The following is a 23933-nucleotide window of genomic DNA, read 5'->3' as shown; positions in this document are numbered from 1 at the left end:
TTTGAAGTCATCGCCCGGAAACGCAGCGTCATCCCAGGTGACCGAAGGTCGACCCGGGACAACGCTGCGGCCGTGACGACTGGAATGCCATGAGCAATTCCCGCGCCCTCGTCCTCTTCTCGGGCGGCCAGGATTCGACCGTCGCCCTCGCCTGGGCGCTGGAGCGTTTCGCCGCCGTCGAGACGGTCGGCTTCGACTACGGCCAGCGCCATCGCATCGAGCTGGAAGCCCGGCTGACGATCAGAGACAAGCTGCCCGCGCTCGACGACACCTATACCGAGCGCCTGGGCCCCGATCATCTGCTCGACCTGACGACGCTGGGCAGGATCTCTGACACCGCCCTGACCAGCGAGAGCGAGATCGCCTTCGCCGAGAACGGCTTGCCGACGACCTTCGTGCCCGGCCGCAACCTGATCTTCCTCTCCTTCGCCGCCGCCCTCGCCTATCGCCGCGATTGCCGGCACATCGTGCTCGGCGTCTGCGAAACCGACTATTCCGGCTATCCCGACTGCCGCGACGACACCATCAAGGCGATGCAGGTCGCGCTCGGCCTCGGGCTCGACCGCAGGCTGGTGCTGCATACGCCCCTGATGTGGCGCGACAAGGCCCAGACCTTCGCCCTCGCACGCTGGCTCGGCGGCCAGGCCCTGCTCGACCTGGTGGTCGAGGACAGCCATAGCTGCTATCTCGGCGACCGGAGCAGACGGCACGCCTGGGGCTATGGCTGCGGCCACTGCCCGGCCTGCGATTTGCGCTCCAGGGGGTTCGCGGCTTATCAGACGGCTCCAGACGACAGCGGACCGAGTTATGACGACTGACCGGCAACGGCGCATCGAAGGGCTGATCGCCCTCGTTTTCTTCGGGCTGAGCATTCCGGCGGCGAATTGGCTGATCGGCAATGCCGGCACCGTCTGCGTGCCGAACGGGCCCTGCCTGGTGCCGGTCGCCCCCGGCGTCATGGCGCCGAGCGGCGTCCTGATGGTCGGGCTCGCGCTCGTGCTGCGCGACATCGTCCAGCGTCGGCTGGGCGCCAAGGCGGCGCTGATCGCGATAGCCGTAGGCGCCCTGCTCTCCGGGCTGCTCGCGCCGCCGGCCATCGTCATTGCCTCGATGGCGGCCTTCCTGCTGTCGGAGCTGACCGACTTCGCCGTCTACACGCCGCTTCAGCGCCGCAACTTCGTAGCGGCGGTAGCCGCATCCGGCGTCATCGGCCTGGTCGTCGACAGCATCGTCTTCCTGCAGCTGGCCTTCGGCAGCCTCGATTTCATCGGCGGTCAGATCATCGGCAAGGCCTGGATGGTGCTGCTGGCTCTGCCGCTGATGCACTGGCTGCGCCGGCGCGACGAACGGCTTGGCCTGGCACCGGCCTGAGCGCATTTTTCCGACAATTCGAGGCAACGACGCAACCAGAGGTTCACGCCCTTGCGGCATGATCGCCAAATCGTGCTCGTCGCTGCCCCGAGGCTGGCTTGGATTCCGTCGAACGTCTCCAGTCCCTGCAGAATGCAACCCTGGAGGCGATCGCGCGCGGCGAGCAGCTGGCGGCTATCATGCTGTCGCTGTGCCTACGGGTCGAAGCCATCGCCCCCGACATCGTCTGCTCCGTCGTCGCCGCCGATGCCGAGCGGAGGCTGCAGCCGCTGGCCGCGCCGAGCCTGCCTGCGAGCTATTCCGACGCACTTCGGGGTGCTCCGTCCGGACCACGGGCCGGCTCCTGCGGAACCGCGATCCATCGCGGCTGCGCCGTCGAGGTCACGGACATCGCGACCGATCCACTCTGGCAGGGCTATGAGCATCTCGTGCTGCCGCTTGGCCTGCGCGCCTGCTGGTCGAGCCCGATCAAGGCCCGCGACGGCCGCGTGGTCGGCAGCTTCGCCTTCTACTACCGCAGCAGGCGCGGCCCGGACGCGCTGGAGCGCCGGATCGTCGCGACCTGCGTCCATCTCTGCGCCATCGCGATCGAGCATGACGAGGTCAGGGCGCGCAATCATCAGCTCGCCTATTTCGACAGCCTGACCGGCCTGCCGAACCGGGCGCAGTTCAACGACGCCATCGCCCGCATGACCGCCAGCGCCGAACCGCGCTTTGCCCTGCTGCTGATCGACATCGACCATCTCAAGGCGGTCAACGACACGATGGGGCACGCCACCGGCGACCGGCTGATCGAGACGGTCGCCGCCAGGTTGGCGAAGATCGCCGGCACCGCCTTCCGCATCGGCGGCGACGAATTCGCCGTGCTGCTGCCGGATTGCGGCCAGACTGCGCAGCTCCGCTCGGCCGCCAACGGCATTCTCGCCGCCATGCCGGCGCCTTTCGACTACGACGGCAACACCATCATCCCGAGCGTCACCATCGGCGCCGCCCTGGCGGGAGCCGACGGCACTGACAGCGTCACCCTGCGCCAGAACGCCGATTTCGCGCTCTATCACGCCAAGGAGACGCGGCGCGGCCGCTATGTCCGCTTCAAATACGGGCTGCGCACCACGATGATGCGGCGCGTCCAGATCGTCCAGGCGGTCGGCGACGCCCTTGCCGGCGGGCGCGTCCTGCCACATTACCAGCCGGTCGTCCGCCTCGACACCGGGCAGGTCTCAGGCGTCGAGGCGCTGGCCCGGATGCGGCTCGACGATGGCCGCATCGTCGCCGCCGGCGAGTTCCATGAGGCGATGCTCGATCCCAAGATCGCCTACCGGATCTCGGGCCAGATGCTCGCGGCGGTCACGGCCGACATGGCCAACTGGCGGCGCGCCGGGCTCGATCTGCGCCATGTCGGCATCAATTTCACGACGGCGGACTTCCAGAAGGGCGACCTCGTCCAGCGCATCACCCGCGCCTGCGAGCGCGCCCAGCTGCCACTCGACAACCTCGTCGTCGAGATCACCGAACAGGTCATCATGGGTGGCCGGCGCGACGGCGTGGCCCGCACCATGGAAGCGCTGCGCGAGCGCGGCATCCAGGTCGCGCTCGACGATTTCGGTACCGGCTTCGCCTCGCTGACGCATCTGCTCGACTTCCCGGTCGACATCATCAAGATCGACCGTTCCTTCATCGGCGGCATCGAGGCGGGGGCGCGCAGCAGCGTCATCGTCGAAGCACTGGTCGGCATCGCCAACCGGCTCGGCGTCAAGATCGTCGCGGAGGGTATCGAGACGTCCGAGCAGTTCGCACGCCTGCGCGCCATGGGCTGTGACCTCGGCCAGGGCTACCTCTTCTCCCGGGCCGTTGCCGCCGAGGACGTGCCCGACCTCATCCGCGAGCTGTGCCCGCGCAAGCCGGCGCCGCGGAGTCCGACGCACGCCGCGACGGCTGCCTGAGCCGGAAGGGGTTGAGATCATCCGGTATTTCGCCTATGAGCCTGCCTGCGCCCCACTGACACCCTTGGAGGCAGGAGCGCGAACCGAGACGGCCGCCATCAGGCGGCCTTGTCATTTACAAAGCAAGGACTAGATCCATGACCGCTGTGAAGCAGATTCAGGCTTCGGCGCGCGCTCAGGTCGGCAAGGGGGCCGCCCGGGCAGTTCGTCGCCAGGGCCTCACCCCCGCCGTCATTTACGGCGCCGGCGAAGCCCCCCAGGCCATCGCGCTCAATGCCAACCAGACCCGCCTGATGATCTATGCGGGCCACTTCCTGACCACGCTGCTCGAGATCGACGTCGACGGCAAGAAGACCCGCGTCATCCCGCGCGACTATCAGCTCGACCCGGTCCGCGACACCCCGCTGCATGTCGACTTCCTGCGCGTCGCCGCCGGCCAGACCATCAAGGTCCAGGTCCCCGTGCACGTCGTCGGCCAGGAGGACAGCCCCGGCCTGAAGAACGGCGGGACCATGCAGATCGTCGAGCACACCGTCGAGATCGACGTCGCTCCCGAGAGCATCCCGGACTTCCTCGAAGTCTCGGTCGCTGGCCTCGAGGTCGGCGACACCCTCCACAGCAACGACATCAAGCTGCCGGCCGGCGTCTCGCTGACCTCGCGTGATAACCTCACGCTGGTCACGATCGTGCCGCCGACGGTCGATGCCGAGGCGGAAGTGGCTGCCGAGACGGAAGCCGCCAAGGCCTGATCGGGCCCCTTTCGCCATACGGGGCGACTACCGTCAGACGGCCGGGCTCGCCCGGCCGTTTTCTTTTGGCAGATGCTGGAGAGCAGGAATGCTGATCTTCGCCGGCCTCGGCAATCCGGGCACGCGCTATGCGCGCAACCGCCACAACATCGGCTTCATGGCGGTCGACGAGATCGCCCGCGCCTGCCGCGCCGCGCCCTGGCGCGTGCGCTTCCAGGGCCAGGCCAGCGAAGCCACGATCGGCAGCGAAAAGGTCCTGCTGCTCAAGCCGCAGACCTATATGAACGAGTCCGGCCGGGCCATCGGCGAGGCGGCGCGCTTCTACAAGGTCGCGCCGGCCGACGTAATCGTCTTCCATGACGAGCTCGACCTTGCGCCGGCCAAGCTGCGGATCAAGCTCGGCGGCGGCAATGCCGGGCATAACGGGCTGCGCTCGACCACGGCCGCGATTGGAAACGAGTATCGCCGCGTGCGCATGGGCATCGGCCATCCCGGCGACAAGGCCCTCGTCCACGCCTATGTGCTAAACGATTTCGGCAAGGCGGAGGAGCCCTGGGTCGAGGATCTCTGCTCAGCCTGCGCCGATAATGCCGCCCTGCTCGCCGCCCATGACGATACCGGCTTCCAGAACAAGGTCCATCTCTTCATGGAGGCACGCGGCCATGGCGCGGTAAAGCGCCTCGGCGAGAAGGCCGACTGAGCGGGGGCGGGCGCTGCCGGGAGCTTTCGACACCCAGAGCGCCACGCCATGCAGTTTCACACCGGCCACCTTCCGGCCTGCCATCTTGTGTTTTTGCGGCCGGGCACCAATAACGCCCCTGAGAAACCAATAATTCGACAGCAGCCGCCGAAGCGCGGCCGCCACTGACGAGCGAGCGAAAATGGGCTTCAAATGCGGTATCGTCGGCCTGCCGAATGTCGGCAAGTCGACCCTGTTCAACGCGCTGACGCAGACCGCGGCGGCCCAGGCGGCGAACTATCCCTTCTGCACGATCGAGCCGAATGTCGGCGATGTCGCGGTTCCCGATGACCGGCTGGAGAAGCTCGCCGCCATCGCCGGCTCGAAGGAGATCATCCCGACCCGGCTGACCTTCGTCGACATCGCCGGGCTGGTCCGCGGCGCCTCGCGTGGCGAAGGCCTCGGCAACCAGTTCCTCGCCAATATCCGCGAATGCGACGCCATCGCCCATGTCGTGCGCTGTTTCGAGGATGGCGACATCACCCATGTCGAAGGCAAGATCTCGCCGATCGACGATATCGAGACCATCGAGACCGAGCTGATGCTGGCCGACCTCGAAAGCCTCGAGAAGCGCGTGCAGCCGCTGGAGAAGAAGGCCAAGTCCGGCGACAAGGAGGCCAAGGAAGCGGCGGAGCTGATGAACCGCTGCCTCGCTTTGCTGCGTGACGGCAAGCCGGCCCGCCTGGTTCAGGTCGCCGCCGAGGAGCGCAAGGCCTTCGCCATGCTCGGCCTGCTCTCCTCCAAGCCCGTGCTCTATGTCTGCAATGTCGAGGAGGCGAGCGCCGACAAGGGCAATGCCTTCTCCGAGCTGGTCAAGGCGCGCGCCGCCGAGGAAGGCGCGGTCGCCGTCGTCGTCTCCGCCAAGATCGAGAGCGAGATCGCGGTGCTGCCGCAGGCCGACCAGAAGGACTATCTCGACGCGGTCGGCCTCGAGGAGCCCGGCCTCAACCGGGTGATCCGGGCCGGCTACGCCCTGCTCAACCTCGTCACCTATTTCACCGTCGGCCCCAAGGAGGCACGCGCCTGGACGATCGAGGACGGCACCAAGGGCCCGGCCGCAGCCGGCGTCATCCATACCGATTTCGAGAAGGGCTATATCCGGGCCGAGACCATCGCCTTTGACGACTACATCGCCCACAAGGGCGAGGCAGGCGCGCGCGAGGCCGGCAAGTTCCGGCTCGAAGGCAAGGAATATGTCGTCGCCGACGGCGACGTGCTGCATTTCCGCTTCGCCAACTAACGCGCTTTGCGTTCGCCCGCCAACGGGCGAACGCTCGCAACTCGCGCCGGACAGGGGGCATAGGCAATGCGGTACTTCGAGGATTTTGTCGCGGGCGCGGTCGTCGAGGGGGGCTCGCTCGCCATCTCGGAGGGGGACATCCTCGCCTATGCCCGCCGCTTCGACGCGCAGGACTTCCACACCGATCCGGAGGCGGCCAAGGCGAGCTTCGTCGGCGGCCTAATCGCGTCCGGCTGGCATAGCTGCGCGCTTCTGATGCGGCTGATCGCCGAAAGCTTCATCCTCGATTCAACCTCGATGGGCGCACCCGGCATCGAAGAGGTGAAATGGCTGCGGCCCCTCAAGCCGGGCGACGTCGTCAGCCTGCGCTGGACCGTCATCGAAACCAAGGAATCGCGCTCGCGCCCGGAAATGGGCCTGGTCAAGTTCCGCTTCGAGCTTCTCAACCAGCGCAGCGAGCCCGTGCTGGAGCAGACCAACTGGATCATGTTCGGCCGCCGCGGCTCGGGCTTCGAGGCTCCCGCCGGCAACTGGCTGGCGCATTCACCGAGCTATGTCGCGCCGGCTCGTACCAGCGAGGTCGAGCCGGCCGCCGGCCCGGCGACGCCGGCCCGTTTCTTCGACGATCTCGTGGTCGGCGAGAGTCATGAGCTCGGCAGCCTCGTCTTCACCGCCGAGGAGATCGTCGCCTTCGCCCGCTCCTTCGACGCACAGCCCTTCCATATGGATGAGGACGCGGCTCGCCAGAGTTCATTCGGCGGGCTCTGCGCCTCGGGCTGGCACACAGCGGCCGGCTGGATGGCGGCGATGGTCGTCCATCGGCGCGGCCAGGAGGCTGCCTTCAAGGCCGCCTTTGGAGACGCGAGCGCGCCTCGCCTCGGCCCCTCCCCCGGCTTCAAGAACCTGCGTTGGCTGAAGCCGGTCTATGCCGGCGACCGCATCACCTATCATTCGGTGCTGGCCGACAAGCGCGCCAGCGCTTCGCGGCCGCAATGGGGCCTGTTCTTCCACCACAATACCGGCATCAACCAGAACGGCGAGACCGTGTTCAGCTTCGAAGGCTGCGCTTTCGTCGAGCGCCGCAGCTGATCAGCTGGCGGCGCGCCTCGGGCCGAGCGGCCCGCCCGCCGTCTCGATCCGGTCACGGCCATTGCGCTTGGCCGCATAGAGCGCCTCGTCCGCCTGGGCGTGCAGGCCGGTACCGTCGAGCGGCCCCTGCCCGGCTCCGAGCCCGATCGAGACCGTCACCGCCGTCAGCTCGGGATGCAGCTTCTGCCAGCACACCTGGTCGAGCGCGCGGCGAATGGCTCCGGCGATGTCATGCGCGGCCTCCAGGCGCTGTCCGGCGAGCAGAACACCGAATTCCTCACCGCCGATCCGCGCCACCAGCGCCGAGACCGGGGCGACCTGGTCGGCGACGACCTTCGCGATCATCCGCAGGCAGGCATCTCCGACCAGATGGCCGAAACGGTCATTGATCGACTTGAAGTGGTCGGCATCGATCATCATCAGCGAGACCGGCTGCGCCAGCGCGACCGCCTCCGCCAAGCGCACGACGAAGCGGCGCCGGTTGGCAAGCCCCGTCAACCCATCCGTCTCGGCCAGCTCCGCCAGCGCGGCATTGGCCCGGCGCAGTGCCTCCTGGGCCTCCAGCAGTTCCATCTGCTGGCGCTTGGCGACGGTGATGTCGGCATGGGTGAAGAAGCTGAGACCGCCGGCGCTGTGCCGTGCGATCAGCCTGAGCCAGCGCTGGCCCGGCAGCTCGATCTCGAAGGGCACCCCGTCATAACGCAGCCCGTTGCTGATGGCGGCGCGCCAGGCACCGACAGGCGGGAAGCCCGACCAGCAGCGGACAATGATCTCGTCTAGCTTGCGCCCCACCACCGCCGCGCCGCGCGGCAGACCGTAGAGGCGGCGGAAGGCATTGTTGGCGGCGATGATCCGCTCATTCGCATCGAGGATCGTCGCGCCATCGGGAATGAAGGGCAGCGCGTCGATCAGCGGCAGCGTCATCTCGGGCGCCGTCTCGGCCTGGCTGTCGACATCGAGTCGCTGCCACAGGCGCACGCGCCCGCCATCCGGCGCCTGCAGCGAGGCGGCGCGCAGGCGCCGCCCGTTATGGATGAACTCGAAAGGTTGCGTCTGATTCTCGTGGCGCGCGACCCCTTCCGCCACATGCCGGTCGATATCCGGCAGCTCCTCGGGCGGCAGACGGCGCCGGTAGAAGCGCAGCAGATTGTCGGCATAAGGCTCGCCAACATAGATCTCGCCCTCATCCTCTGGGAAGAACTGCAGGAAGGTGCCGTTCCAGCCTAGAGCCCGCATATCGGCATCGTATTCGCAGGCCCCGATACCGAGGGCGTCGAGCGAATCGAGCAGATAGCGCGAGAGCTTCATGCCCCTTGATTAGAGAAGAGGCCTTAACAAGCAGTAAGATGCGCTCTTAAGATCATCCGACCTTTCCGTAACCCGCGAACTTCGCCGAGACCCGCTCCATCTCGGCCGCATCGAGAATCACCGGTTCGAGCCCGGACGCGAGCAGGTCGAGATATTGCCCCGCGAGGTTCTCGACCTCGGCGACGATGGTGTGGGCGCCAGCAAGGCTGCCACCGAGCGCGATCACCCCGTGATTGGCGAGCAGCACCGCCTTGCGGCCCTCCAGCCCCTTCACCGCATTAGCCGCCAGTTCAGGCGTGCCGAAGGTGGCGTATTCGGCACAGCGCACATCGGCCCCGCCGCAGAGCGCAATCATGTAATGGAAGGCCGGAATGCCGCGACGAGCGCTGGCGAGCGCGGTCGCGCGCGGCGAATGCGTATGAACGATCGCCTGCGCATCCGGGCGCGCCTTGTAGATCTCGGTATGGAACGGCCATTCCGAGGAGGGCTTGCCCGCTCCGGAGAGCACGGTACCGTCCAGCGTCAAATGGAGCAGATCCTGCGGCTTGGTCTTCGCATAGGGCAGACCAGACGGCGTGATCAGCAGCCCGCCTTCGAAGCGGGCCGAGACATTGCCCGATTTCGACGGGCAGAATCCGGCACGGTCGATCGCCTGCGCCACCTCGACGATCCCTTGGCGAAGTTCGGTCTCGGTCATTTCACGCGCTCCTGCGCCAATTCGGGGAAAAGCCGGCGTAAGCCCTCGAAGCTCGCCGGCGCGACGCCGCGCTCGGTGACGAGGCCGGTGACGAGCCGGGCCGGCGTAACGTCGAAGGCCGGGTTGGCCGCCGGGCTACCCGGCGCCGTGACCTGGAAGAGCCCCGGACGGCCATCGGCGCCCAGTCCGCGCAGATGCGTGACCTCGCCGGCCGCGCGTTCCTCGATCGGGATCTCGGCGAGCCCGTCACTGAGCGACCAGTCGATCGTCGGCGAGGGCAGCGCGACATAGAACGGCACGCCGTTGTCATGCGCGGCCAGCGCCTTGAGATAGGTGCCGATCTTGTTGGCGACATCGCCGGTCGCCGTCGTCCGGTCAGTGCCGACGATCACCATATCGACCTCGCCATGCTGCATCAGATGGCCGCCGGCATTATCGGAGATCACCGTATGCGGCACGCCATGCGCTCCAAGCTCATAGGCGCTCAGCGCCGCGCCCTGATTGCGCGGCCGTGTCTCGTCGACCCAGACATGCACCGGGATGCCCGCATCATGCGCGAGATAGATCGGCGCCAGCGCCGTGCCCCAGTCGACGGTGGCGAGCCAGCCGGCATTGCAATGCGTCAGGATATTGATCCGCTCGCCGGCCGGCTTGCCGGCCGCGATGGCGCGGATCAGCCCGAGGCCATGCTCGCCGATGGCACGGCAGAGCGCGACATCCTCGTCGCAGATCGCTGCGGCCTCGGCATAGGCGGCCGCGACGCGCTCCGTCTCCGGCAGGTCGATCAGCCGCGTCCGCATCCGCGCCAGCGCCCAGTGCAGGTTGACCGCGGTCGGACGCGTCGCCCCCAGCAAAGCGAGCGCCTGTTCCAGCGCGGCATCTGAGCTATCGCCCCGCAGGGCGAGCGCCACACCATAGGCGGCGGTCGCACCGATCAGCGGGGCGCCCCGCACGATCATGTCGCGGATCGCTGCAGCCGCCTCCTCGACCTGCGTCAGCCGGACCGTCTCGAAGCTGAAAGGCAGCCTGGTCTGGTCGATGACCACGACGCTCCAGCCATCCTCGCCCAGCCAGATCGTGCGATAGGCTTTTCCAGCGATCTTCATGCCCGCCTCAATGCCCTTCGAAGGAGACCAGTGTGCGCACCGGCACGCCGAGACGGCGGACCTTGTCGGCACCGCCGAGATCCGGCAGGTCGACGATGAAGCAGGCGGCCACGACCTCCGCTCCCAGCGAGGAGAGCAGCTTGACCGCGCCCTCCGCCGTGCCGCCGGTCGCGACGAGATCGTCGACGAGCAGCACGCGCTCGCCCGGCCGGACCGCGTCCTTGTGGACCTCGATCTCGTCGCTGCCATACTCCAGCGAATAGGGCATGCTCACGGTCTGGTGCGGCAGCTTGCCCTTCTTGCGCACCGGCACGAAGCCGGCCGAGAGCTGGTGCGCCACCGCTCCGCCGAGAATGAAGCCGCGCGCCTCGATGCCGGCGATCTTGGCGATCTTCAGCCCGGCGAAGGGCTGCACCAACTCGTCGACCGCCCGCCGGAAGGCGCGCGCATCACCGAGCAGCGTTGTAATGTCTCGGAACAGGATTCCCGGCTTGGGATAGTCGGGTATGGTCCGGATCGCGTTCTTGAGATCGGCAAAAAGGGTCCGGTCCATCGGGTCTTCCATCGGCTGCGCTGCCTCCTCTTAGAGCAGGAGGCGAAGCGGTGGGAACCTGTTTCCGCATGAGCCCCGCCCAGCTCGTCCGTGTGAGACGAATCCGGCCGCGCGTGCACCTGAGGCAGGCGGAACTCAGCCGAGCGGCCGCAGCACCCGCCCCGCCACGGCATCGAGCTTGGCGAGCAAAGCGGGGTCGCGGAACGCCGGCGCCGTGATCAGAGCGAAGTCGAGCGCCTTGTCCGAGCCGACGGGACAGGGCTGACGTTCGGCCGGAAAATCCGCGGCGAGCCGCGCCACCAGCCGGCGCGCCTTGTCGGCGTTCTCGTGCAGCACCGCGATCACCGAGGCGACGTCGACCGCGCCGTGCTCCTCGTGCCAGCAATCGTAATCGGTCACCATCGCGACGGTCGCATAGGTGATCTCGGCCTCGCGGGCGAGCTTGGCCTCGGGCATCGCCGTCATGCCGATCAGATCGTAGCCGAGGCCTTTATAGGTCAGCGATTCCGCATAGGTCGAGAACTGCGGGCCTTCCATGGTGACGAGCGTGCCGCCATCGACGAAAGGCAGCGCCTCGGCTCGCGCCGCATCGGCTATCCGCTGGCGCAGCGCCGGGCCGACGGGATGCGCCAGCGAGACATGGGCGACGCAGCCCCGGCCGAAGAACGAGTTCTGACGTCCGGCCGTGCGGTCGACGAACTGGTCGACCAGCACGAACAGGCCGGGATAGAGCTCGGCCTTGTAGGAGCCGCAGGCCGAGAGCGAGACCAGATCGGTGACTCCGGCGCGCTTCAGCACGTCGATATTGGCGCGATAGTTGATCTCGGAGGGCGGGATCGCATGGCCGCGGCCATGGCGCGGCAGGAAGACGATCTTCGTCTGTCCCATCCGCCCGATGCGGAGCACGTCGGAAGGCTCGCCCCAGGGGCTGTCGATGCGCTCCTCGCGCAGATCGGTCAGCCCCGGCAGGTCGTAAATGCCCGACCCACCGATGATTCCCAGAACCGCTTCAGCCATGTCCGCTCTCCGATGCTTGCCGGATAAGGATCGAGATTCGTGACAGCCGCAACACGGCGGCGCGTTCGAGCAAACGCGTCGTCCCGGGCGGTGGAGCCGCGCCGTCATTCCGGGCTCGCCGCTTCGCGGCGCCCAGGAATGACCGAGGCCCCCAATAAAAAAGGGCCCCGTCGCCGGGGCCCTTTCCAACTCAGGTCTCGCTCAGTGCGACGAGGCGTGCTCGGGCAGGCGCGACCAGACCTTCTTCTTGGTGTAGTAGAGCAGGCCCGCGAAGATGATCAGGAACAGCATGACCTGCATGCCGATGCGCTTGCGCGCCTCGAGATGCGGCTCGGCCGTCCAGACCAGGAAGGCCGAGACGTCCTTGGCGTATTGCGCCACCGTCTCCGGCACCTGCGGCTTGCCGTCCGGACCCTTCGGATACTCGACCTGGCCGTCATTGAGCGGCTGCGGCATCGCGATCAGATGGCCGGGCATATAGGTGTTGAAGTACTGGCCCGGCAGCAGCGGCGCGTGGCCGGCCGGCGGCTCGGTATAGCCCCGCAGCAGCGCCGTGATGTAGTCCGGCCCCTGCTCCTGGTACTGCGTGAAGATGTCGAAGACGAACCAGGGGAAGCCGCGCTCATAGGTACGCGCCTTGGCCAGGACCGAGAGGTCCGGCGGAAAGGCGCCGCCGCTCGCGGCGCGGGCCGCCTGCTCGTTCGGGAAGGGCGCCGGGAAGGCGTCCGCCGCCCGGCCGGGCCGCTCGAACATCTCGCCCGCATCGTTCGGGCCGTCCTTGATCTGGTAGGTCTGGGCCAGCGCCGCGACCTGCGATGCGGTGAAGCCCGGGCCGCCCGGCTGCGACAGGTTGCGGAACCGGATCAGGTTCATCGAGTGGCAGCTGGCGCAGACTTCCTTGACGACCTTGAAGCCGCGCTGGAGCTGGGCCTGATCGAACCTGCCGAAGGGACCGGAGAAGGACCAGGTCTCGGCCGGCGGCTTGATGCGGTCGCCGGCGCCGAAGGCCGGGCCGGCCAGCGCCATGACGGCGAGGCCAGCTGCGATCGTGAGACGGAAAGGGATCATGCGCATGGTCTCATCAACCCTTGGCGTTCGGTTCGGAGGCGGTGGCGGCACCGAGGCGCGCGCCGGAGCCACTCTTGATGTTTTCCAGCACCGAGTCCGCGATGGAAGCCGGCAGGGGCCGCGGCCGCTCGAAAATGCCGATCAGAGCCAGCGCGACGAAGTAGCCGAAATAGAGAACGGTGAAGATCTGCGAGGCGATGACGTAGCCGCCTTCCGCCGGCATGGCGCCGAGATAGCCGAGCGCGATGCAGACCACGAGGAACGCCCAGAAGAACTGACGGGCGATCGGACGATAGGTCATCGACTTGATCTTCGAGGTGTCGATCCAGGGCAGGAAGGCGAGGACGACGATGGCCGCACCCATGGCGAGAACGCCGCCGAGCTTGTCCGGGATGGCGCGCAGGATCGCGTAGAAGGGCAGGAAATACCATTCCGGCACGATGTGGGCAGGCGTCGCCGCCGGGTTCGCCGGGATGTAGTTGTCGGCGTGACCCATGAAGTTCGGCTGGTAGAACACGAAATAGGCGAACACGAAGATGAAGCAGACCATGCCGAACAGGTCCTTGATCGTCGCGTAGGGCGTGAACGGCACCGTATCCTTGGCGACGTTCTTCACCTCGACACCGGTCGGGTTGTTCTGGCCGACATGGTGCAGCGCCCAGACGTGCAGGATCACCACGCCGAAGATCATGAACGGCAGGAGATAGTGCAGCGAGAAGAAGCGGTTCAGCGTCGGGTTGTCGACCGAGTAGCCGCCCCACAGGAAGGTGACGATCGTCTCGCCGATCACCGGCAGGGCCGAGAACAGGTTGGTGATGACGGTCGCGCCCCAGAAGGACATCTGGCCCCAGGGCAGGACGTAGCCCATGAAGGCGGTGGCCATCATCAGCAGGAAGATCACGACGCCGAGGATCCAGAGGACCTCGCGCGGCGCCTTGTACGAGCCGTAATAGAGGCCACGGAAGATATGGATGTAGACGGCGACGAAGAACATCGAGGCGCCGTTGGAGTGCAGGTAGCGCAGCAGCCAGCCATAGTTCACGTCGCGCATGATGTGCTCGACGGAGTTGAAGGCCATGCTGGCATGCGGGGTGTAGTGCATCACCAGAATGATGCCGGTGACGATCTGCGCCACCAGCATGAACATCAGGATGCCGCCGAAGGTCCAGAGATAGTTGAGGTTGCGCGGCACCGGATAGGACACCGCCGAATCGTGCATCAGCCGCACGATCGGCAGGCGCGCGTCGAGCCAACGCTCGATACCCGTCTTCGGTTGATAGGTGCTGTGACCGCTCATGCTGCTTGCCTCAAGCTCTCTCAAATCCGCTGAATGCCGTCCTCGCCCGATTACGCAGGCTCAGCCGATCCTGATCTTGGCGTCCGCCGTGAATGCGTAGGGCGGGACCGGAAGATTGAGCGGCGCAGGCCCCTTCCGGATGCGGCCCGACGAATCGTAATGCGAGCCGTGGCAGGGGCAGAACCAGCCATCGTAATCGCCCTTGTTGTCGCCGGGCGCATTGCCGAGCGGCACGCAGCCGAGATGGGTGCAGTTGCCGTAGACCACGAGGAACTGCTCATGGCCTTCCTTGACCCGGGCTTGGTCGGTCTGCGGATCGGGCAGGGTCGCGACGTTGACCGCGCGCGCCTCGTCGATCTCCTTCTTGGTGCGGTGACGCACGAAGATCAGCTTGCCGCGCCAGAACAGCTTGATCGCCTGGCCTTCCGCGATCGGCGAAAGGTCGAGGTCGATCGGTGCGCCGGCGGCGACAGTCTGCGCGTCGGGGGCGAGCTGGCTGATCAGCGGCACCAGCACGGCGCCGGCTCCAACAATGCCTGCAGCCCCGGTCGCCAGCATCAGGAAGTCGCGGCGGGTGGTCTCGGTGCCTGTCGTCTCGGTCGCGTGCGCCACGATCCAGTTCCCTACTCGGCCGCCGGCCCTGCCGGCTCAAACAAAATGTCAGGCGCCCGCAATGCGAACGCCAGCCTCGGCCGCCGTGAGGCAGCTTGTCGGCTCGGGGCTCTTTGGCATGCAGTTTTGATGAAGTCTACTGTCGCGCTCGCCGCAGCCCGTCGCATTGCAGCATCTCTGCTGTGCGGCTGGGTCAGGCCGGAATTTCGTCGCTGTCCGCCAGCGCCAGGAAGCCGCCCGACTGGCGCGCCCAGAGCCGGGCATAGAGGCCGCCGCGCGCGACGAGCTCGGCATGGCTGCCGCTGTCGACGATTCTGCCCTTGTCGAGCACGATCAGCCGGTCGAGCGCCGCGATCGTCGAAAGCCGGTGGGCGATCGCGATCACCGTCTTGCCTTCCATCAACGTGGCGAGCTGGGCCTGGATCTCGGCCTCGACCTCCGAATCGAGGGCCGAAGTCGCCTCGTCCAGGATCAGGATCGGTGCATCCTTGAGCAGCACGCGGGCGATCGCGATGCGCTGGCGCTGGCCGCCGGACAGCTTGACGCCGCGCTCTCCGACCCGCGATTCGAAGCCCTTGCGCCCGTCCTGATCTGTCAGGCCGAGCACGAAGTCATGGGCGGCGGCGCGCCGGGCCGCCTCGGCGATCTCGGCCTGCGTCGCGCCGATCTTGCCATAGGCGATGTTGTCGCCGATCGAGCGGTGCAGCAGCGAATTATCCTGCGTCACCATGCCGATCTGGGACCGCAGCGATTCCTGCGTGACCCCGGCGATGTCCTGCCCGTCGATCAGGATGCGGCCGCTTTCCAGCGGGTAGAGTCGCAGCAGGAGGTTGACCAGGGTCGACTTGCCGGCCCCGGACGGCCCGACCAGGCCGACCTTCTCGCCCGGGCCGATCGCGAGGTCGAGATCCTCGAACAGCCCCGTCTTGCGGCCATAGTTGAAGCGGACGTGCTCGAAGTGCACGGCGCCTTGAGTGACAGCCAGCGGCTTCGCGTCCGGCGCGTCGCTGAGATCGTGCGGCTTGGCGATCGTCTCCATGCTCTCCTGCACCGAGCCGATATTCTCGAAGATGCCGCGCACGAGGTGGATCAGCCAGGTCGACATCTGGACGAGGCGCAGGACGAGACCGATTGACGCAGCCACCGCTCCGGGCGTCATTTCGCCCTGGCTCCACAGCATCAGGCACAGCCAGGCCGTCACCACGACGAGCAGGCTGTTCATCGTCTGCAGGATGACGCTGACCCCGGTGATCAGCCGCGACAGGTTGAGGAAGGAATCGTTCCAGCGCGTCAGCGAATCGCGCACCGCCGAGCGCTCGGCATCGGCGCGGGCGAAGAGCTTGACCGTGAGGATATTCGAGTAGGCATCGACGATGCGCCCGGTCGTGGTCGAGCGGCCGAGCGAGTTCGCCTCCGAGCGCTTCTTGGCGCGCGGCACGAAATAGACCAGCAGCGCGACATAGGCTGCGAGCCAGACGATCACCGGCAAAGCGAGCCAGAGGCTGGTCGAGCCGAAGAAGCCGATCGCCACCGAGGCGAAGATCAACGCGTACCAGAGATCGTCGATCACCTCGATGGTGGCGCCGCGAATGGCCTGGCCGGCCTGGATCACCCGCGCGGAGAGCCGGCCGGCGAAATCGTTCTGGAAATAGGAGAGCGCGTGGCCGAGCGTGTAGACATGGTTGCGCCAGCGGATCTGGTTGGTGATCTGCGGCACCACGACTTGGTCGACGATGGCGTGGTTGGCGAAATAGACGAGCGGCCGCACCACGACGACGAGGAAGGCCGCGCCGGCGAGCAGCCAGCCATGCTCGCGGAACACCGTCTGCGGCGACTGCGTGGTCAGCAGGTCGACGAACCAGCCGACCATCAGATACATCGCCGCCTCGATGCCGGAAAAACCGAGGCCGGTCAGCATGATCAGCGCCATCCAGCCCTTCACGCCCTTGATGTGGTGCCACATGAAGGGGAAGACGCCGCGCGGCGGCGTGCGGGTCTCGTCGAAGGGCTCGAAGACGTCGACGCGGCTTTCGAGGAACCGGAACAGCGGGGCGAACATGGAACCGCCCTCCTCGGACCGGCATGCTGGTGATGATGACGCCCTGCTATATGGGCCGCATGACAGCCGAGGGCCAGAGCATGGCCACACCGCAACTTGACGCCCGCCGCGCGCCGGCCGCATGACGCAGGCCATGTTGCGCCTTGCCCTCTACCAGCCCGACATCCCGCAGAATGCCGGCACGATGATCCGCATGGCGGCCTGCCTCGGCATCGCCGTCGACATCGTCGAGCCGGCCTCCTTCGACGTCTCGGACCGCAATTTCCGCCGCTCGGGCATGGACTATCTCGAGCGCGCCGCGATCACGCGGCATATATCCTTCGGCGCCTTCGAGAATTGGCGCCGCCAGGCCGGCCACCGCCTCGTGCTGGCCGAGACGGACGGCGCGACCGCCCATACCGAATTCGCCTTCCTGCCGGGCGATATCGTCCTGGTCGGGCGCGAATCGGCCGGTGTCCTGCCCGAGGTCGCGGCGGCGGCCGAGGCCAGCGTGCATGTGCCGATGCGCCCGGGCTTGCGTTCGCTCAATGTCGCGATCGCTGCCGCGCTGGTAGTTGGCGAGGCCTTGCGGCAGCTTGGCGGCTATCCCGGCCCGGCGGCCTGACGCGTTCGAACGAGTAGAGACATGCACAAGCAAGAGACCGCGAGCCAAAGCTTCGACCCTGCGACCGTGGAGGCGCTGAAGCCGCGTGCCGCCGCCTGGTTCGAGAGCCTGCGCGACCGCATCTGCGCCGCCTTCGAGGCGCTTGAGGACGAGGCCGTCGGCCCCTATCCGCCGGAGACCGCGACGCCCGGCCGCTTCGTCCGCACCCCCTGGCAGCGTCGCAACCATGACGGCGCGCCCGGCGGTGGTGGCGTGATGTCATTGATGAGCGGGCGCGTCTTCGAGAAGGTCGGCGTCCACGTCTCGACCGTGCATGGCACCTTCGCGCCGGAATTCGCCGGCCAGATCCCGGGGTCGGCCGAGGATCCGCGCTTTCATGCGACCGGCATCTCGCTGATCGCCCATCCCTGGAATCCGCACGCGCCGACCGTGCACATGAACACCCGCTTCGTCGTGACGACCAAGCCCTGGTTCGGCGGCGGCGCCGACCTGACGCCGGTGCTGGTGCGCCGCCGCGAGCAGGACGACCCGGACGCGCAGGCTTTCCACGCCGCGATGCGGGCGCCTTGCGAGGCCCATGCCGGCGTCGCCGACTATGCCCGCTTCAAGGCCTGGTGCGACGAATACTTCTTCCTGAAGCATCGCAACGAGCCGCGCGGCATCGGCGGCATCTTCTACGACTATGTCTGGAGCGGCGAGCCGGAGGCCGACCTCGCCTTCACCCGCGCCGTCGGCGAGGCCTTCCTCGACATCTACCCGAAGATCATGCGCGCCAATCTCGGCACGCCCTGGACCGAGGCCGACCGGCATGAGCAGCAGGTCCGCCGCGGCCGCTATGTCGAGTTCAACCTGCTCCACGACCGCGGCACGATCTTCGGCCTGAAGACCGGCGGCAATGTCGATTCGATCCTATCCTCGCTGCCGCCGACGGTGCGCTGGCCGTGAAGCCATGGGTCTGCATGCGGCGCGATCTGGCGATGCCTATACCGGCTCCGATCTGGCCTGCGGGATATCGCCTCGCGCCGTTCGCGACCGCCGACCTGCCGGCGCTTCATGAACTGCTGACGCTCGGCTACGGCCTCGGTGGCAGCCATGTCCCTCCGTTCGAGGATTGGCGGGCCGCCCTTCTGGCCGACAGCGATTTCGATCCGGCCCTGGTCTTCGTCGTCCGCGGCACCGGCGATGCCGTCGCCGCGATCTGCCTGTGCTGGAGCTCGGCCTTCATCAAGGACCTGGTGGTCCATCCCTCGGCGCGACGACAGGGTCTCGGGGAGGCCCTCCTCCGACAGGCCTTCACCACCTTCGCCGCCCGCGGCGCCGATGCCGTCGACCTCAAGGTCGAGCTCGACAATCCGACGGGTGCGAGGCGACTTTACGAGCGCGCGGGGATGAAGGAGGTCGCCTGAGCACCGGACCGTTCCAAGGACCGTTCCAAGACCTGCCGGTCAGCGATTCGTCCCAGCGGCGGCCTCGCCCAGCATCCGCGATTGCGCCTCCCGCCCCGCCGGGCAGCCTGCCTCGATCCAGGCCTCGCGCGCTGCCTCGAGCACCTGTCCGACCTTCGGGCCGGCTCCGACACCGAGCGCCAGCACCTCCTTGCCGGTCGGCAGGAAAGGCGGCGTCCGAGCCAGTTCGGCGATCCGCGCTTGAATTTCAGTTGACGTGCCGTCGGGGCCCAGCAGCACCAGCCCGCCCGCGACGGCATCGGCTCCGATGCGGTGAGCCAGGCGGCGCAGGCCCGCAATCTCCGGCAGCGCGCCCTTGCCGGACAGCGCCTCCAACGCCGCGGCGATGCTTGAAATCCGCTCGAACTCGGCATTCGACAGCCGCAGCCGGTCGCGCAGCCGGAGCGTATCCTCGGTAACTGAGACCGCCAGCGCCGCCAGCCGGAAGGCCGGGTAGACGCCCTCCCCCGCCTCCCCGGCGATCGCTGCGAAGCGCGAGAGACGGGGCACGCCGCCGATCACCGGCATCAGCAGCCCGGCGCCTGCCATCACCTGCAGGGTTTCTGCAGCACGCGGCGCGGCCAGCAGCTTGCGCAGCTCCGCCCAGACCCGCTCGCGCGACAGCCCCTCCAGCCCCGCGCGCCCGGCGATGCAGGCATCGAGCGCCACCCGATCCGGCTCGCCGCCACCGTAGCGGGCATGGAAACGGAAGAAGCGCAGGATGCGCAGGTAATCCTCCGCGATGCGTTGCCCCGCCGCGCCGATGAAACGCACCTTTCGCAGCGAAAGATCGGCGAGCCCGTCGGCATAGTCGTGCAGCCCACCCCCCGCATCGAGGCCGAGCGCGTTGATGGTGAAATCGCGCCTGAGCGCGTCCTGCCGGAAATCGCGACCGAAGGCGACGACGGCACGGCGCCCATCGGTCTCGACATCGCGGCGCAGCGTCGTGACCTCGAAAGGCATGCCGGCGACGACGACGGTGATCGTGCCGTGCTCGATCCCGGTCGGCACCGGCTTGAAGCCGGCCGCCTTGGCGCGGCGCACGGTTTCCTCCGGCAGCGCCGTCGTCGCGACGTCGATATCGGCCACCTCTTCGCCGATCAGCGCATTGCGCACCGCGCCGCCGACGATGCGCGCCTCCTCGCCGTCCCGGTTCAGCGTCGCCATCAGCGCCGCGACCTCCTCCTGCGCCAGCAGCGGCGCGAGGCGGCCGTGCTCAGGGTTTGTCATTGAACTGGCCCGGCACCAATCGGCCGTCCTCGACATGCGGCGGCACGAAGGCACCGGTATGCCGTGGCGCGACGATACCGGCATAGATGAAGGAGCCGATGCCGAAGACGAGCCCGACCACCGAGAGCCAGAACAGATGGCCGCTCCAATGCTCGACATCGAACGGATTACGCCGCCGGATCACGAGATAGCCCGCGAACAGGCAGAAGGGCAGGACGAAGAGCAGGAACTCCTCGATCAGCGTGCGCAGCATCAGGCGTGACCTATCCCCAAGAGCACCATGCCGAAGGCGGGGTTGCGATACTCGAACGGCATCATGCTCCTCTCACGACTCTCCGGCGGCGAGGCGCTCGTAAAGATTGCGGATCATCCCCGCCGTCGCGCCCCAGATATAGTGACCCTCATGCGGCATCGCATAGTAGGTGCGACGTCGCCCATTCCATTCGCGACCATGACGCTGGTGATTGGCCGGGTCCATCAGGAAGGAGAGCGGGGTCTCGAAGGCCTCGTCGACCTCATGCGGATTGATCCTCAGCACAAGCGGCGGCTCGACCAGCCCGACCACCGGCACGACACGATAGCCGGTGCCGGTCAGATAGGCGTCGAGATAGCCGACGGTACGGACCTTGTCGCGTGCCAGCCCGATCTCCTCTTCCGCCTCGCGCAGCGCCGCGACTAGCGGCGAGCCGTCGACCGCATCCACCCGCCCGCCGGGGAAGGCGACCTGTCCCGAATGATTGCGCAGCGCGGTCGCCCTCTGCGTCAGCAGCATGGTCGGCCCGGCAGGATGCAGCACGATCGGGATCAGCACCGCCGCTTCGATCGCAGCCGCCTCGTCGGGGATTTCGACCGGCTCCTCCTGCAGATCATGGTCGCCGCGCGGCCGGGCGATCAGATCGCCATAGGCCGGCGGCTGGGCGCGCAGCCGCCCCGCCAGAATGTCGGCGATGTCGGAGAAATCCCAATCCTGCCCCTGCCGCAGCAGCCGCCCCGAAACCGGCATCACAGTCCCTCGATCTCGCTCGCCGGAGCGACCACGTAGAACGCCCCGGCGACCGCGATGCCGAACTGCGCGACGCCGTCGACCTCCCGGATCTCGCCGAGCGCCAGCAGGTCATAGGTCAGGGCCCGCGTCACACGCGCCCAGAGGTCGCGCCGGACATGGACATAGGGCTTCACCCCGTCGCCGGCCGAGCGTTCGAAACGAATCGGGTGCTCGCCATCGACACTCACGACCTCGTCGACCTGCGTCCTGAAAGCGATATTGCGCCCGTCCGCGTCGCCCGAGACCGCCATCTCGACCGCCTGGAATGGCGCATCCTCGACCTTGATTCCGACTTTCTCGACCGGGGTCACGAGAAAGTAATCGCCGCCCTCGCGCCAGAGCACCGAGGAGAAGAGCCTGACCAGAGCCGGCCGGCCGATCGGCGTGCCCAGGTAGAACCAGGTGCCGTCGCTGGCGATGCGCATGTCGAGATCGCCGCAGAAGGGCGGGTTCCAGCGCTCCACCGGCGGTAGTCCGCGCGCTTTTCCACCGCCCAGCGCGCCCAGCAACCGGTCCATGGCGCTTCCCGTCTCACTCATCTGTGACCCATGTCCTGCCTGCGGCCTGCCTGTTGCATCGCCTTCTCGCCTTGAACTCTACATAATCGTGAAGCGCACTATTGTGCACCGCCGCTCTCAGGCCCCTTGAGCCGGCACCGCGCCGGGGCCACAGTTCTGGATTACACCTCATGGCCGCGCCGCGGCGAGGCTGAAGGAGATCGCCATGGTGGCGCAAGCCCGCGCACAAGCCCAGGAAGCTGGAGCCCCGATCAATCTCGACGACGGAGTCGTCGAGGCGGCCGAGGCGGCCCTCGCCGCCATCGGCGCCGCCCGCGACGAGATCGGCCAGGTGATCTTCGGCCAGCAGAAGGTCGTCGACCTCTCGCTGGTCACGCTGCTCGCCGGCGGCCACGGCCTCTTGGTCGGCGTGCCCGGCCTCGCCAAGACCAAGCTCGTCGAGGCGATGGGCACGGTGCTCGGCCTCTCGGCGCGCCGGGTGCAGTTCACCCCGGACCTGATGCCATCCGACATTCTCGGCTCCGAAGTCCTCGACGAGAGCGCCGACGGCAAGCGCCATTTCCGCTTCATCCGCGGTCCGGTCTTCGCTCAGCTCCTGATGGCCGACGAAATCAACCGCGCTTCGCCGCGCACCCAGTCGGCGCTGCTCCAGGCGATGCAGGAGCATCATGTCACCGTCGCCGGTGAGCGCCATGATCTGCCGGCGCCCTTCCATGTCCTCGCGACCCAGAATCCGATCGAGCAGGAGGGCACCTATCCGCTGCCCGAGGCGCAGCTCGACCGCTTCCTGCTCCAGATCGACGTCGACTATCCCGATCGCGAGGCCGAACGCCGCATCCTGCTCGAAACCACCGGTGCGACCGAGCACAAGCCGGTGCAGGCGATGACCGCCGAGACACTGATGTCGACGCAGCGGCTGGTGCGGCGCCTGCCGGTCGGCGAGGCGGTGGTCGACGCCATTCTCGACCTCGTCCGCTCGGCCCGCCCGGGGGATGGCGACAAGGCGATCACCGACAAGCTCGCCTGGGGTCCGGGCCCGCGCGCCAGCCAGGCGCTGACGCTCGCCGCCCGCGCCCGCGCCCTGGTCGAAGGCCGCCTCGCGCCCTCGATCGACGATGTCGCGGCCCTTGCGGGACCGGTGCTGAAGCACCGCATCGCATTGACCTTCGCCGCCCGAGCCGATGGCGAGACCGTCGAAAGCGTCGTCGCCAGGCTGGTGGAGCGCCTGGGGTGAGGAAAAGCTGATGCTGCGCACGCGCGTCCTCGGACCGGCCGAACGCCAGCCGGCCCGGGCGGTCCTCAAGGCCTCGCTCGATCTCGCCGCCCGCCTGCCGCGGCTGGTGCTCGAGGCGCGCCGGGTCTCGGCCAGCGTGCATGGCATCCATGGCCGCCGGCGCTCCGGCCCCGGCGAGACCTTCTGGCAGTATCGGCCTTTGGTCACCGGCGAATCCGCCTCGCGCATCGACTGGCGCCGTTCGGCCAGAGATGGCCATCTCTTCGTGCGCGAGCGCGAATGGGAGGCCTCGCACGCGATCTGGCTGTGGATCGACCGCTCGGCATCGATGGGGTTTTCCTCCTCGCTCGCCCAGGCCAGCAAGGTCGACCGCGCCCTCGTCGCCGGCTTCGCGCTGGCCGAAGCGCTGGTCGAGGGTGGCGAGCGCGTCGGCCATATGGGCCTGACCCGGGCGCTGGCCTCGCGCCGCATCGTCGAAACCCTGGCGCAGGCGATCCTGGCAGACAGGGATGGCGGGCAAGCCGATCTGCCGCCGGACCAGCCGCTACCGCGCCTCGCGGAAGCCATCCTGATCACCGACGCGCTCACCCCGGCCGAAGGTCTCGCCAGGCGCATCGCCACCATGGCGAGCAGCGGCGCCAGGGGGCACCTCCTGCTGATCGTCGACCCGATCGAGGAGACCTTTCCCTTCTCCGGCCAGGCCGAACTCTTCGATCTCGAGGACGGGCTGTCACTGCGCGTCGGCGATGCCGGCGCCTGGGGCGAGGAATATCGCCAGCGCCTGCAGGCACATCGCGACGCAATCCGCGAGGCCTGCCGCCATGCCGGCTGGACCCTGACCCTGCACCGCACCGACCGGCCGGCCAGCGAGGGCGTGCTGCGCATCGCCAGCCTGATCGCCGCCTCGCGAGGGGTAGGGTCATGAGCATGAGCGCTCGTCATTACCTTCTTCGTCATCCTGGGCGGCCGAAGGCCCGCCCGGGATCCATCGAAGGGCACCAAGCTCTGC

General features: G+C 67.7%; 25 protein-coding genes. 12 read left to right on the top strand and 13 right to left on the bottom strand.

What is annotated here, in order from left to right; genetic code table 11:
• Positions 1-89: 89 nt before the first annotated feature.
• From queC to AC3RCC_RS09115, 7 genes are all read left to right on the top strand, one after another.
• Entirely contained in the window at positions 90-818 is a 729-nt protein-coding gene (queC, locus tag AC3RCC_RS09145; protein ID WP_492258234.1) for a 7-cyano-7-deazaguanine synthase QueC, read from the top strand.
• Positions 808-1371 carry a VUT family protein gene (locus AC3RCC_RS09140; RefSeq protein ID WP_291633332.1) on the top strand — a complete coding sequence of 188 codons (564 nt, stop codon included), beginning with the start codon at positions 808-810 and terminating at the stop codon, positions 1369-1371. Before queC ends, AC3RCC_RS09140 begins: the two co-directional genes overlap by 11 nt.
• 98 nt (positions 1372-1469) lie before the next feature.
• On the top strand, positions 1470-3314 hold the full coding sequence (locus AC3RCC_RS09135) for a putative bifunctional diguanylate cyclase/phosphodiesterase (protein ID WP_492258233.1): 1845 nt from the start codon (positions 1470-1472) through the stop codon (positions 3312-3314).
• 137 nt (positions 3315-3451) lie between these two features.
• Complete coding sequence (locus AC3RCC_RS09130) at positions 3452-4063, top strand: 50S ribosomal protein L25/general stress protein Ctc (protein ID WP_492258232.1); 612 nt, start codon at positions 3452-3454, stop codon at positions 4061-4063.
• Positions 4064-4151: 88 nt separating this feature from the next.
• Positions 4152-4763, top strand: coding sequence for an aminoacyl-tRNA hydrolase (pth, locus tag AC3RCC_RS09125; RefSeq protein WP_492258231.1), 612 nt, complete (start codon positions 4152-4154; stop codon positions 4761-4763).
• A gap of 181 nt (positions 4764-4944) precedes the next feature.
• Positions 4945-6042, top strand: coding sequence for a redox-regulated ATPase YchF (ychF, locus tag AC3RCC_RS09120; RefSeq protein WP_291633324.1), 1098 nt, complete (start codon positions 4945-4947; stop codon positions 6040-6042).
• Positions 6043-6108: 66 nt separating this feature from the next.
• Entirely contained in the window at positions 6109-7131 is a 1023-nt protein-coding gene (locus AC3RCC_RS09115; RefSeq protein WP_492258230.1) for a MaoC family dehydratase, read from the top strand.
• On the opposite strand, the gene AC3RCC_RS09110 is transcribed toward AC3RCC_RS09115, so the two are convergent.
• The 9 genes from AC3RCC_RS09110 to AC3RCC_RS09070 form a co-directional block, all read right to left on the bottom strand.
• On the bottom strand, positions 7132-8439 hold the full coding sequence (locus AC3RCC_RS09110; protein WP_492258229.1) for a GGDEF domain-containing protein: 1308 nt from the start codon (positions 8437-8439) through the stop codon (positions 7132-7134). It abuts the gene before it with no gap.
• Between the two features lie 52 nt (positions 8440-8491).
• A complete protein-coding gene (locus AC3RCC_RS09105; protein ID WP_291633317.1) occupies positions 8492-9136 on the bottom strand; it encodes a class II aldolase/adducin family protein in 645 nt (214 codons plus the stop codon).
• Positions 9133-10242, bottom strand: a complete 1110-nt coding sequence (mtnA, locus tag AC3RCC_RS09100) for an S-methyl-5-thioribose-1-phosphate isomerase (RefSeq protein WP_492258228.1) — start codon at positions 10240-10242, stop codon at positions 9133-9135. Before mtnA ends, AC3RCC_RS09105 begins: the two co-directional genes overlap by 4 nt.
• Positions 10243-10249: 7 nt before the next feature.
• Positions 10250-10795 (bottom strand): adenine phosphoribosyltransferase, encoded by a 546-nt coding sequence (locus AC3RCC_RS09095; RefSeq protein WP_492258227.1) that lies wholly within the window; start codon positions 10793-10795, stop codon positions 10250-10252.
• 135 nt (positions 10796-10930) lie between these two features.
• Positions 10931-11812 (bottom strand): S-methyl-5'-thioadenosine phosphorylase, encoded by an 882-nt coding sequence (locus AC3RCC_RS09090; RefSeq protein ID WP_291633311.1) that lies wholly within the window; start codon positions 11810-11812, stop codon positions 10931-10933.
• Between the two features lie 201 nt (positions 11813-12013).
• Entirely contained in the window at positions 12014-12880 is an 867-nt protein-coding gene (locus AC3RCC_RS09085) for a cytochrome c1 (RefSeq protein ID WP_291633309.1), read from the bottom strand.
• A gap of 13 nt (positions 12881-12893) precedes the next feature.
• The gene (locus tag AC3RCC_RS09080; RefSeq protein WP_291633307.1) at positions 12894-14177 is read right to left on the bottom strand and encodes a cytochrome b; all 1284 of its coding nucleotides are present in this window, start codon (positions 14175-14177) and stop codon (positions 12894-12896) included.
• A gap of 60 nt (positions 14178-14237) precedes the next feature.
• The gene (petA, locus tag AC3RCC_RS09075) at positions 14238-14735 is read right to left on the bottom strand and encodes a ubiquinol-cytochrome c reductase iron-sulfur subunit (protein WP_492258769.1); all 498 of its coding nucleotides are present in this window, start codon (positions 14733-14735) and stop codon (positions 14238-14240) included.
• A 247-nt stretch (positions 14736-14982) separates the two neighbouring features.
• Complete coding sequence (locus AC3RCC_RS09070; RefSeq protein WP_492258226.1) at positions 14983-16848, bottom strand: ABC transporter ATP-binding protein; 1866 nt, start codon at positions 16846-16848, stop codon at positions 14983-14985.
• Positions 16849-16981: 133 nt separating this feature from the next.
• Here AC3RCC_RS09070 and AC3RCC_RS09065 point away from each other — a divergent pair, with 133 nt between their 5' ends.
• The 3 genes from AC3RCC_RS09065 to AC3RCC_RS09055 are packed head-to-tail and all read left to right on the top strand — an operon-like array spanning position 16982 to position 18858.
• Positions 16982-17452 carry a tRNA (cytidine(34)-2'-O)-methyltransferase gene (locus tag AC3RCC_RS09065; RefSeq protein WP_291633301.1) on the top strand — a complete coding sequence of 157 codons (471 nt, stop codon included), beginning with the start codon at positions 16982-16984 and terminating at the stop codon, positions 17450-17452.
• Positions 17453-17473: 21 nt separating this feature from the next.
• Complete coding sequence (gene hemF / locus AC3RCC_RS09060; protein ID WP_492258225.1) at positions 17474-18397, top strand: oxygen-dependent coproporphyrinogen oxidase; 924 nt, start codon at positions 17474-17476, stop codon at positions 18395-18397.
• Between the two features lie 32 nt (positions 18398-18429).
• Positions 18430-18858 carry a GNAT family N-acetyltransferase gene (locus AC3RCC_RS09055; protein ID WP_492258224.1) on the top strand — a complete coding sequence of 143 codons (429 nt, stop codon included), beginning with the start codon at positions 18430-18432 and terminating at the stop codon, positions 18856-18858.
• Between the two features lie 39 nt (positions 18859-18897).
• Here AC3RCC_RS09055 and AC3RCC_RS09050 read toward each other — a convergent pair whose 3' ends face one another.
• The 4 genes from AC3RCC_RS09050 to AC3RCC_RS09035 all read right to left on the bottom strand — a co-directional run bounded on the left by AC3RCC_RS09050 (position 18898) and on the right by AC3RCC_RS09035 (position 21711).
• Entirely contained in the window at positions 18898-20127 is a 1230-nt protein-coding gene (locus tag AC3RCC_RS09050; RefSeq protein WP_492258223.1) for a CCA tRNA nucleotidyltransferase, read from the bottom strand.
• Positions 20114-20380 (bottom strand): DUF6111 family protein, encoded by a 267-nt coding sequence (locus AC3RCC_RS09045; protein ID WP_291633294.1) that lies wholly within the window; start codon positions 20378-20380, stop codon positions 20114-20116. Before AC3RCC_RS09045 ends, AC3RCC_RS09050 begins: the two co-directional genes overlap by 14 nt.
• Positions 20381-20452: 72 nt before the next feature.
• Entirely contained in the window at positions 20453-21130 is a 678-nt protein-coding gene (locus AC3RCC_RS09040) for a CoA pyrophosphatase (protein ID WP_492258222.1), read from the bottom strand.
• Entirely contained in the window at positions 21130-21711 is a 582-nt protein-coding gene (locus AC3RCC_RS09035) for a DUF1285 domain-containing protein (protein ID WP_492258221.1), read from the bottom strand. Before AC3RCC_RS09035 ends, AC3RCC_RS09040 begins: the two co-directional genes overlap by 1 nt.
• A gap of 184 nt (positions 21712-21895) precedes the next feature.
• Between AC3RCC_RS09035 and AC3RCC_RS09030 the strand changes: the two genes are divergently transcribed.
• Positions 21896-22924: an AAA family ATPase gene (locus AC3RCC_RS09030; RefSeq protein WP_291633288.1), complete on the top strand. Its 1029-nt coding sequence runs from the start codon at positions 21896-21898 to the stop codon at positions 22922-22924.
• A 10-nt stretch (positions 22925-22934) separates the two neighbouring features.
• Positions 22935-23849 carry a DUF58 domain-containing protein gene (locus AC3RCC_RS09025; RefSeq protein ID WP_291633286.1) on the top strand — a complete coding sequence of 305 codons (915 nt, stop codon included), beginning with the start codon at positions 22935-22937 and terminating at the stop codon, positions 23847-23849.
• Positions 23850-23933 lie beyond the last annotated feature (84 nt).

The organism is Allobosea sp. GW823-FHT01F03 (assembly GCF_058798075.1).
The sequence above is the reverse complement of the archived record's forward strand: the minus strand, read 5'-3'. Positions and strand labels throughout refer to the sequence as shown.

Coding starts and splice junctions, on each gene's coding strand:
- queC (WP_492258234.1), top strand. CDS start 90: ATGAGCAATTCCCGCGCCCTCGTCCTCTTCTCGGGCGGCCAGGATTCG.
- AC3RCC_RS09140 (WP_291633332.1), top strand. CDS start 808: ATGACGACTGACCGGCAACGGCGCATCGAAGGGCTGATCGCCCTCGTT.
- AC3RCC_RS09130 (WP_492258232.1), top strand. CDS start 3,452: ATGACCGCTGTGAAGCAGATTCAGGCTTCGGCGCGCGCTCAGGTCGGC.
- pth (WP_492258231.1), top strand. CDS start 4,152: ATGCTGATCTTCGCCGGCCTCGGCAATCCGGGCACGCGCTATGCGCGC.
- ychF (WP_291633324.1), top strand. CDS start 4,945: ATGGGCTTCAAATGCGGTATCGTCGGCCTGCCGAATGTCGGCAAGTCG.
- AC3RCC_RS09115 (WP_492258230.1), top strand. CDS start 6,109: ATGCGGTACTTCGAGGATTTTGTCGCGGGCGCGGTCGTCGAGGGGGGC.
- AC3RCC_RS09110 (WP_492258229.1), bottom strand. CDS start 8,439: ATGAAGCTCTCGCGCTATCTGCTCGATTCGCTCGACGCCCTCGGTATC.
- AC3RCC_RS09105 (WP_291633317.1), bottom strand. CDS start 9,136: ATGACCGAGACCGAACTTCGCCAAGGGATCGTCGAGGTGGCGCAGGCG.
- mtnA (WP_492258228.1), bottom strand. CDS start 10,242: ATGAAGATCGCTGGAAAAGCCTATCGCACGATCTGGCTGGGCGAGGAT.
- AC3RCC_RS09095 (WP_492258227.1), bottom strand. CDS start 10,795: ATGGACCGGACCCTTTTTGCCGATCTCAAGAACGCGATCCGGACCATA.
- AC3RCC_RS09090 (WP_291633311.1), bottom strand. CDS start 11,812: ATGGCTGAAGCGGTTCTGGGAATCATCGGTGGGTCGGGCATTTACGAC.
- AC3RCC_RS09085 (WP_291633309.1), bottom strand. CDS start 12,880: ATGATCCCTTTCCGTCTCACGATCGCAGCTGGCCTCGCCGTCATGGCG.
- AC3RCC_RS09080 (WP_291633307.1), bottom strand. CDS start 14,177: ATGAGCGGTCACAGCACCTATCAACCGAAGACGGGTATCGAGCGTTGG.
- petA (WP_492258769.1), bottom strand. CDS start 14,735: ATGCTGGCGACCGGGGCTGCAGGCATTGTTGGAGCCGGCGCCGTGCTG.
- AC3RCC_RS09070 (WP_492258226.1), bottom strand. CDS start 16,848: ATGTTCGCCCCGCTGTTCCGGTTCCTCGAAAGCCGCGTCGACGTCTTC.
- AC3RCC_RS09065 (WP_291633301.1), top strand. CDS start 16,982: ATGTTGCGCCTTGCCCTCTACCAGCCCGACATCCCGCAGAATGCCGGC.
- hemF (WP_492258225.1), top strand. CDS start 17,474: ATGCACAAGCAAGAGACCGCGAGCCAAAGCTTCGACCCTGCGACCGTG.
- AC3RCC_RS09055 (WP_492258224.1), top strand. CDS start 18,430: ATGCCTATACCGGCTCCGATCTGGCCTGCGGGATATCGCCTCGCGCCG.
- AC3RCC_RS09050 (WP_492258223.1), bottom strand. CDS start 20,127: ATGACAAACCCTGAGCACGGCCGCCTCGCGCCGCTGCTGGCGCAGGAG.
- AC3RCC_RS09045 (WP_291633294.1), bottom strand. CDS start 20,380: ATGCTGCGCACGCTGATCGAGGAGTTCCTGCTCTTCGTCCTGCCCTTC.
- AC3RCC_RS09040 (WP_492258222.1), bottom strand. CDS start 21,130: ATGCCGGTTTCGGGGCGGCTGCTGCGGCAGGGGCAGGATTGGGATTTC.
- AC3RCC_RS09035 (WP_492258221.1), bottom strand. CDS start 21,711: ATGAGTGAGACGGGAAGCGCCATGGACCGGTTGCTGGGCGCGCTGGGC.
- AC3RCC_RS09030 (WP_291633288.1), top strand. CDS start 21,896: ATGGTGGCGCAAGCCCGCGCACAAGCCCAGGAAGCTGGAGCCCCGATC.
- AC3RCC_RS09025 (WP_291633286.1), top strand. CDS start 22,935: ATGCTGCGCACGCGCGTCCTCGGACCGGCCGAACGCCAGCCGGCCCGG.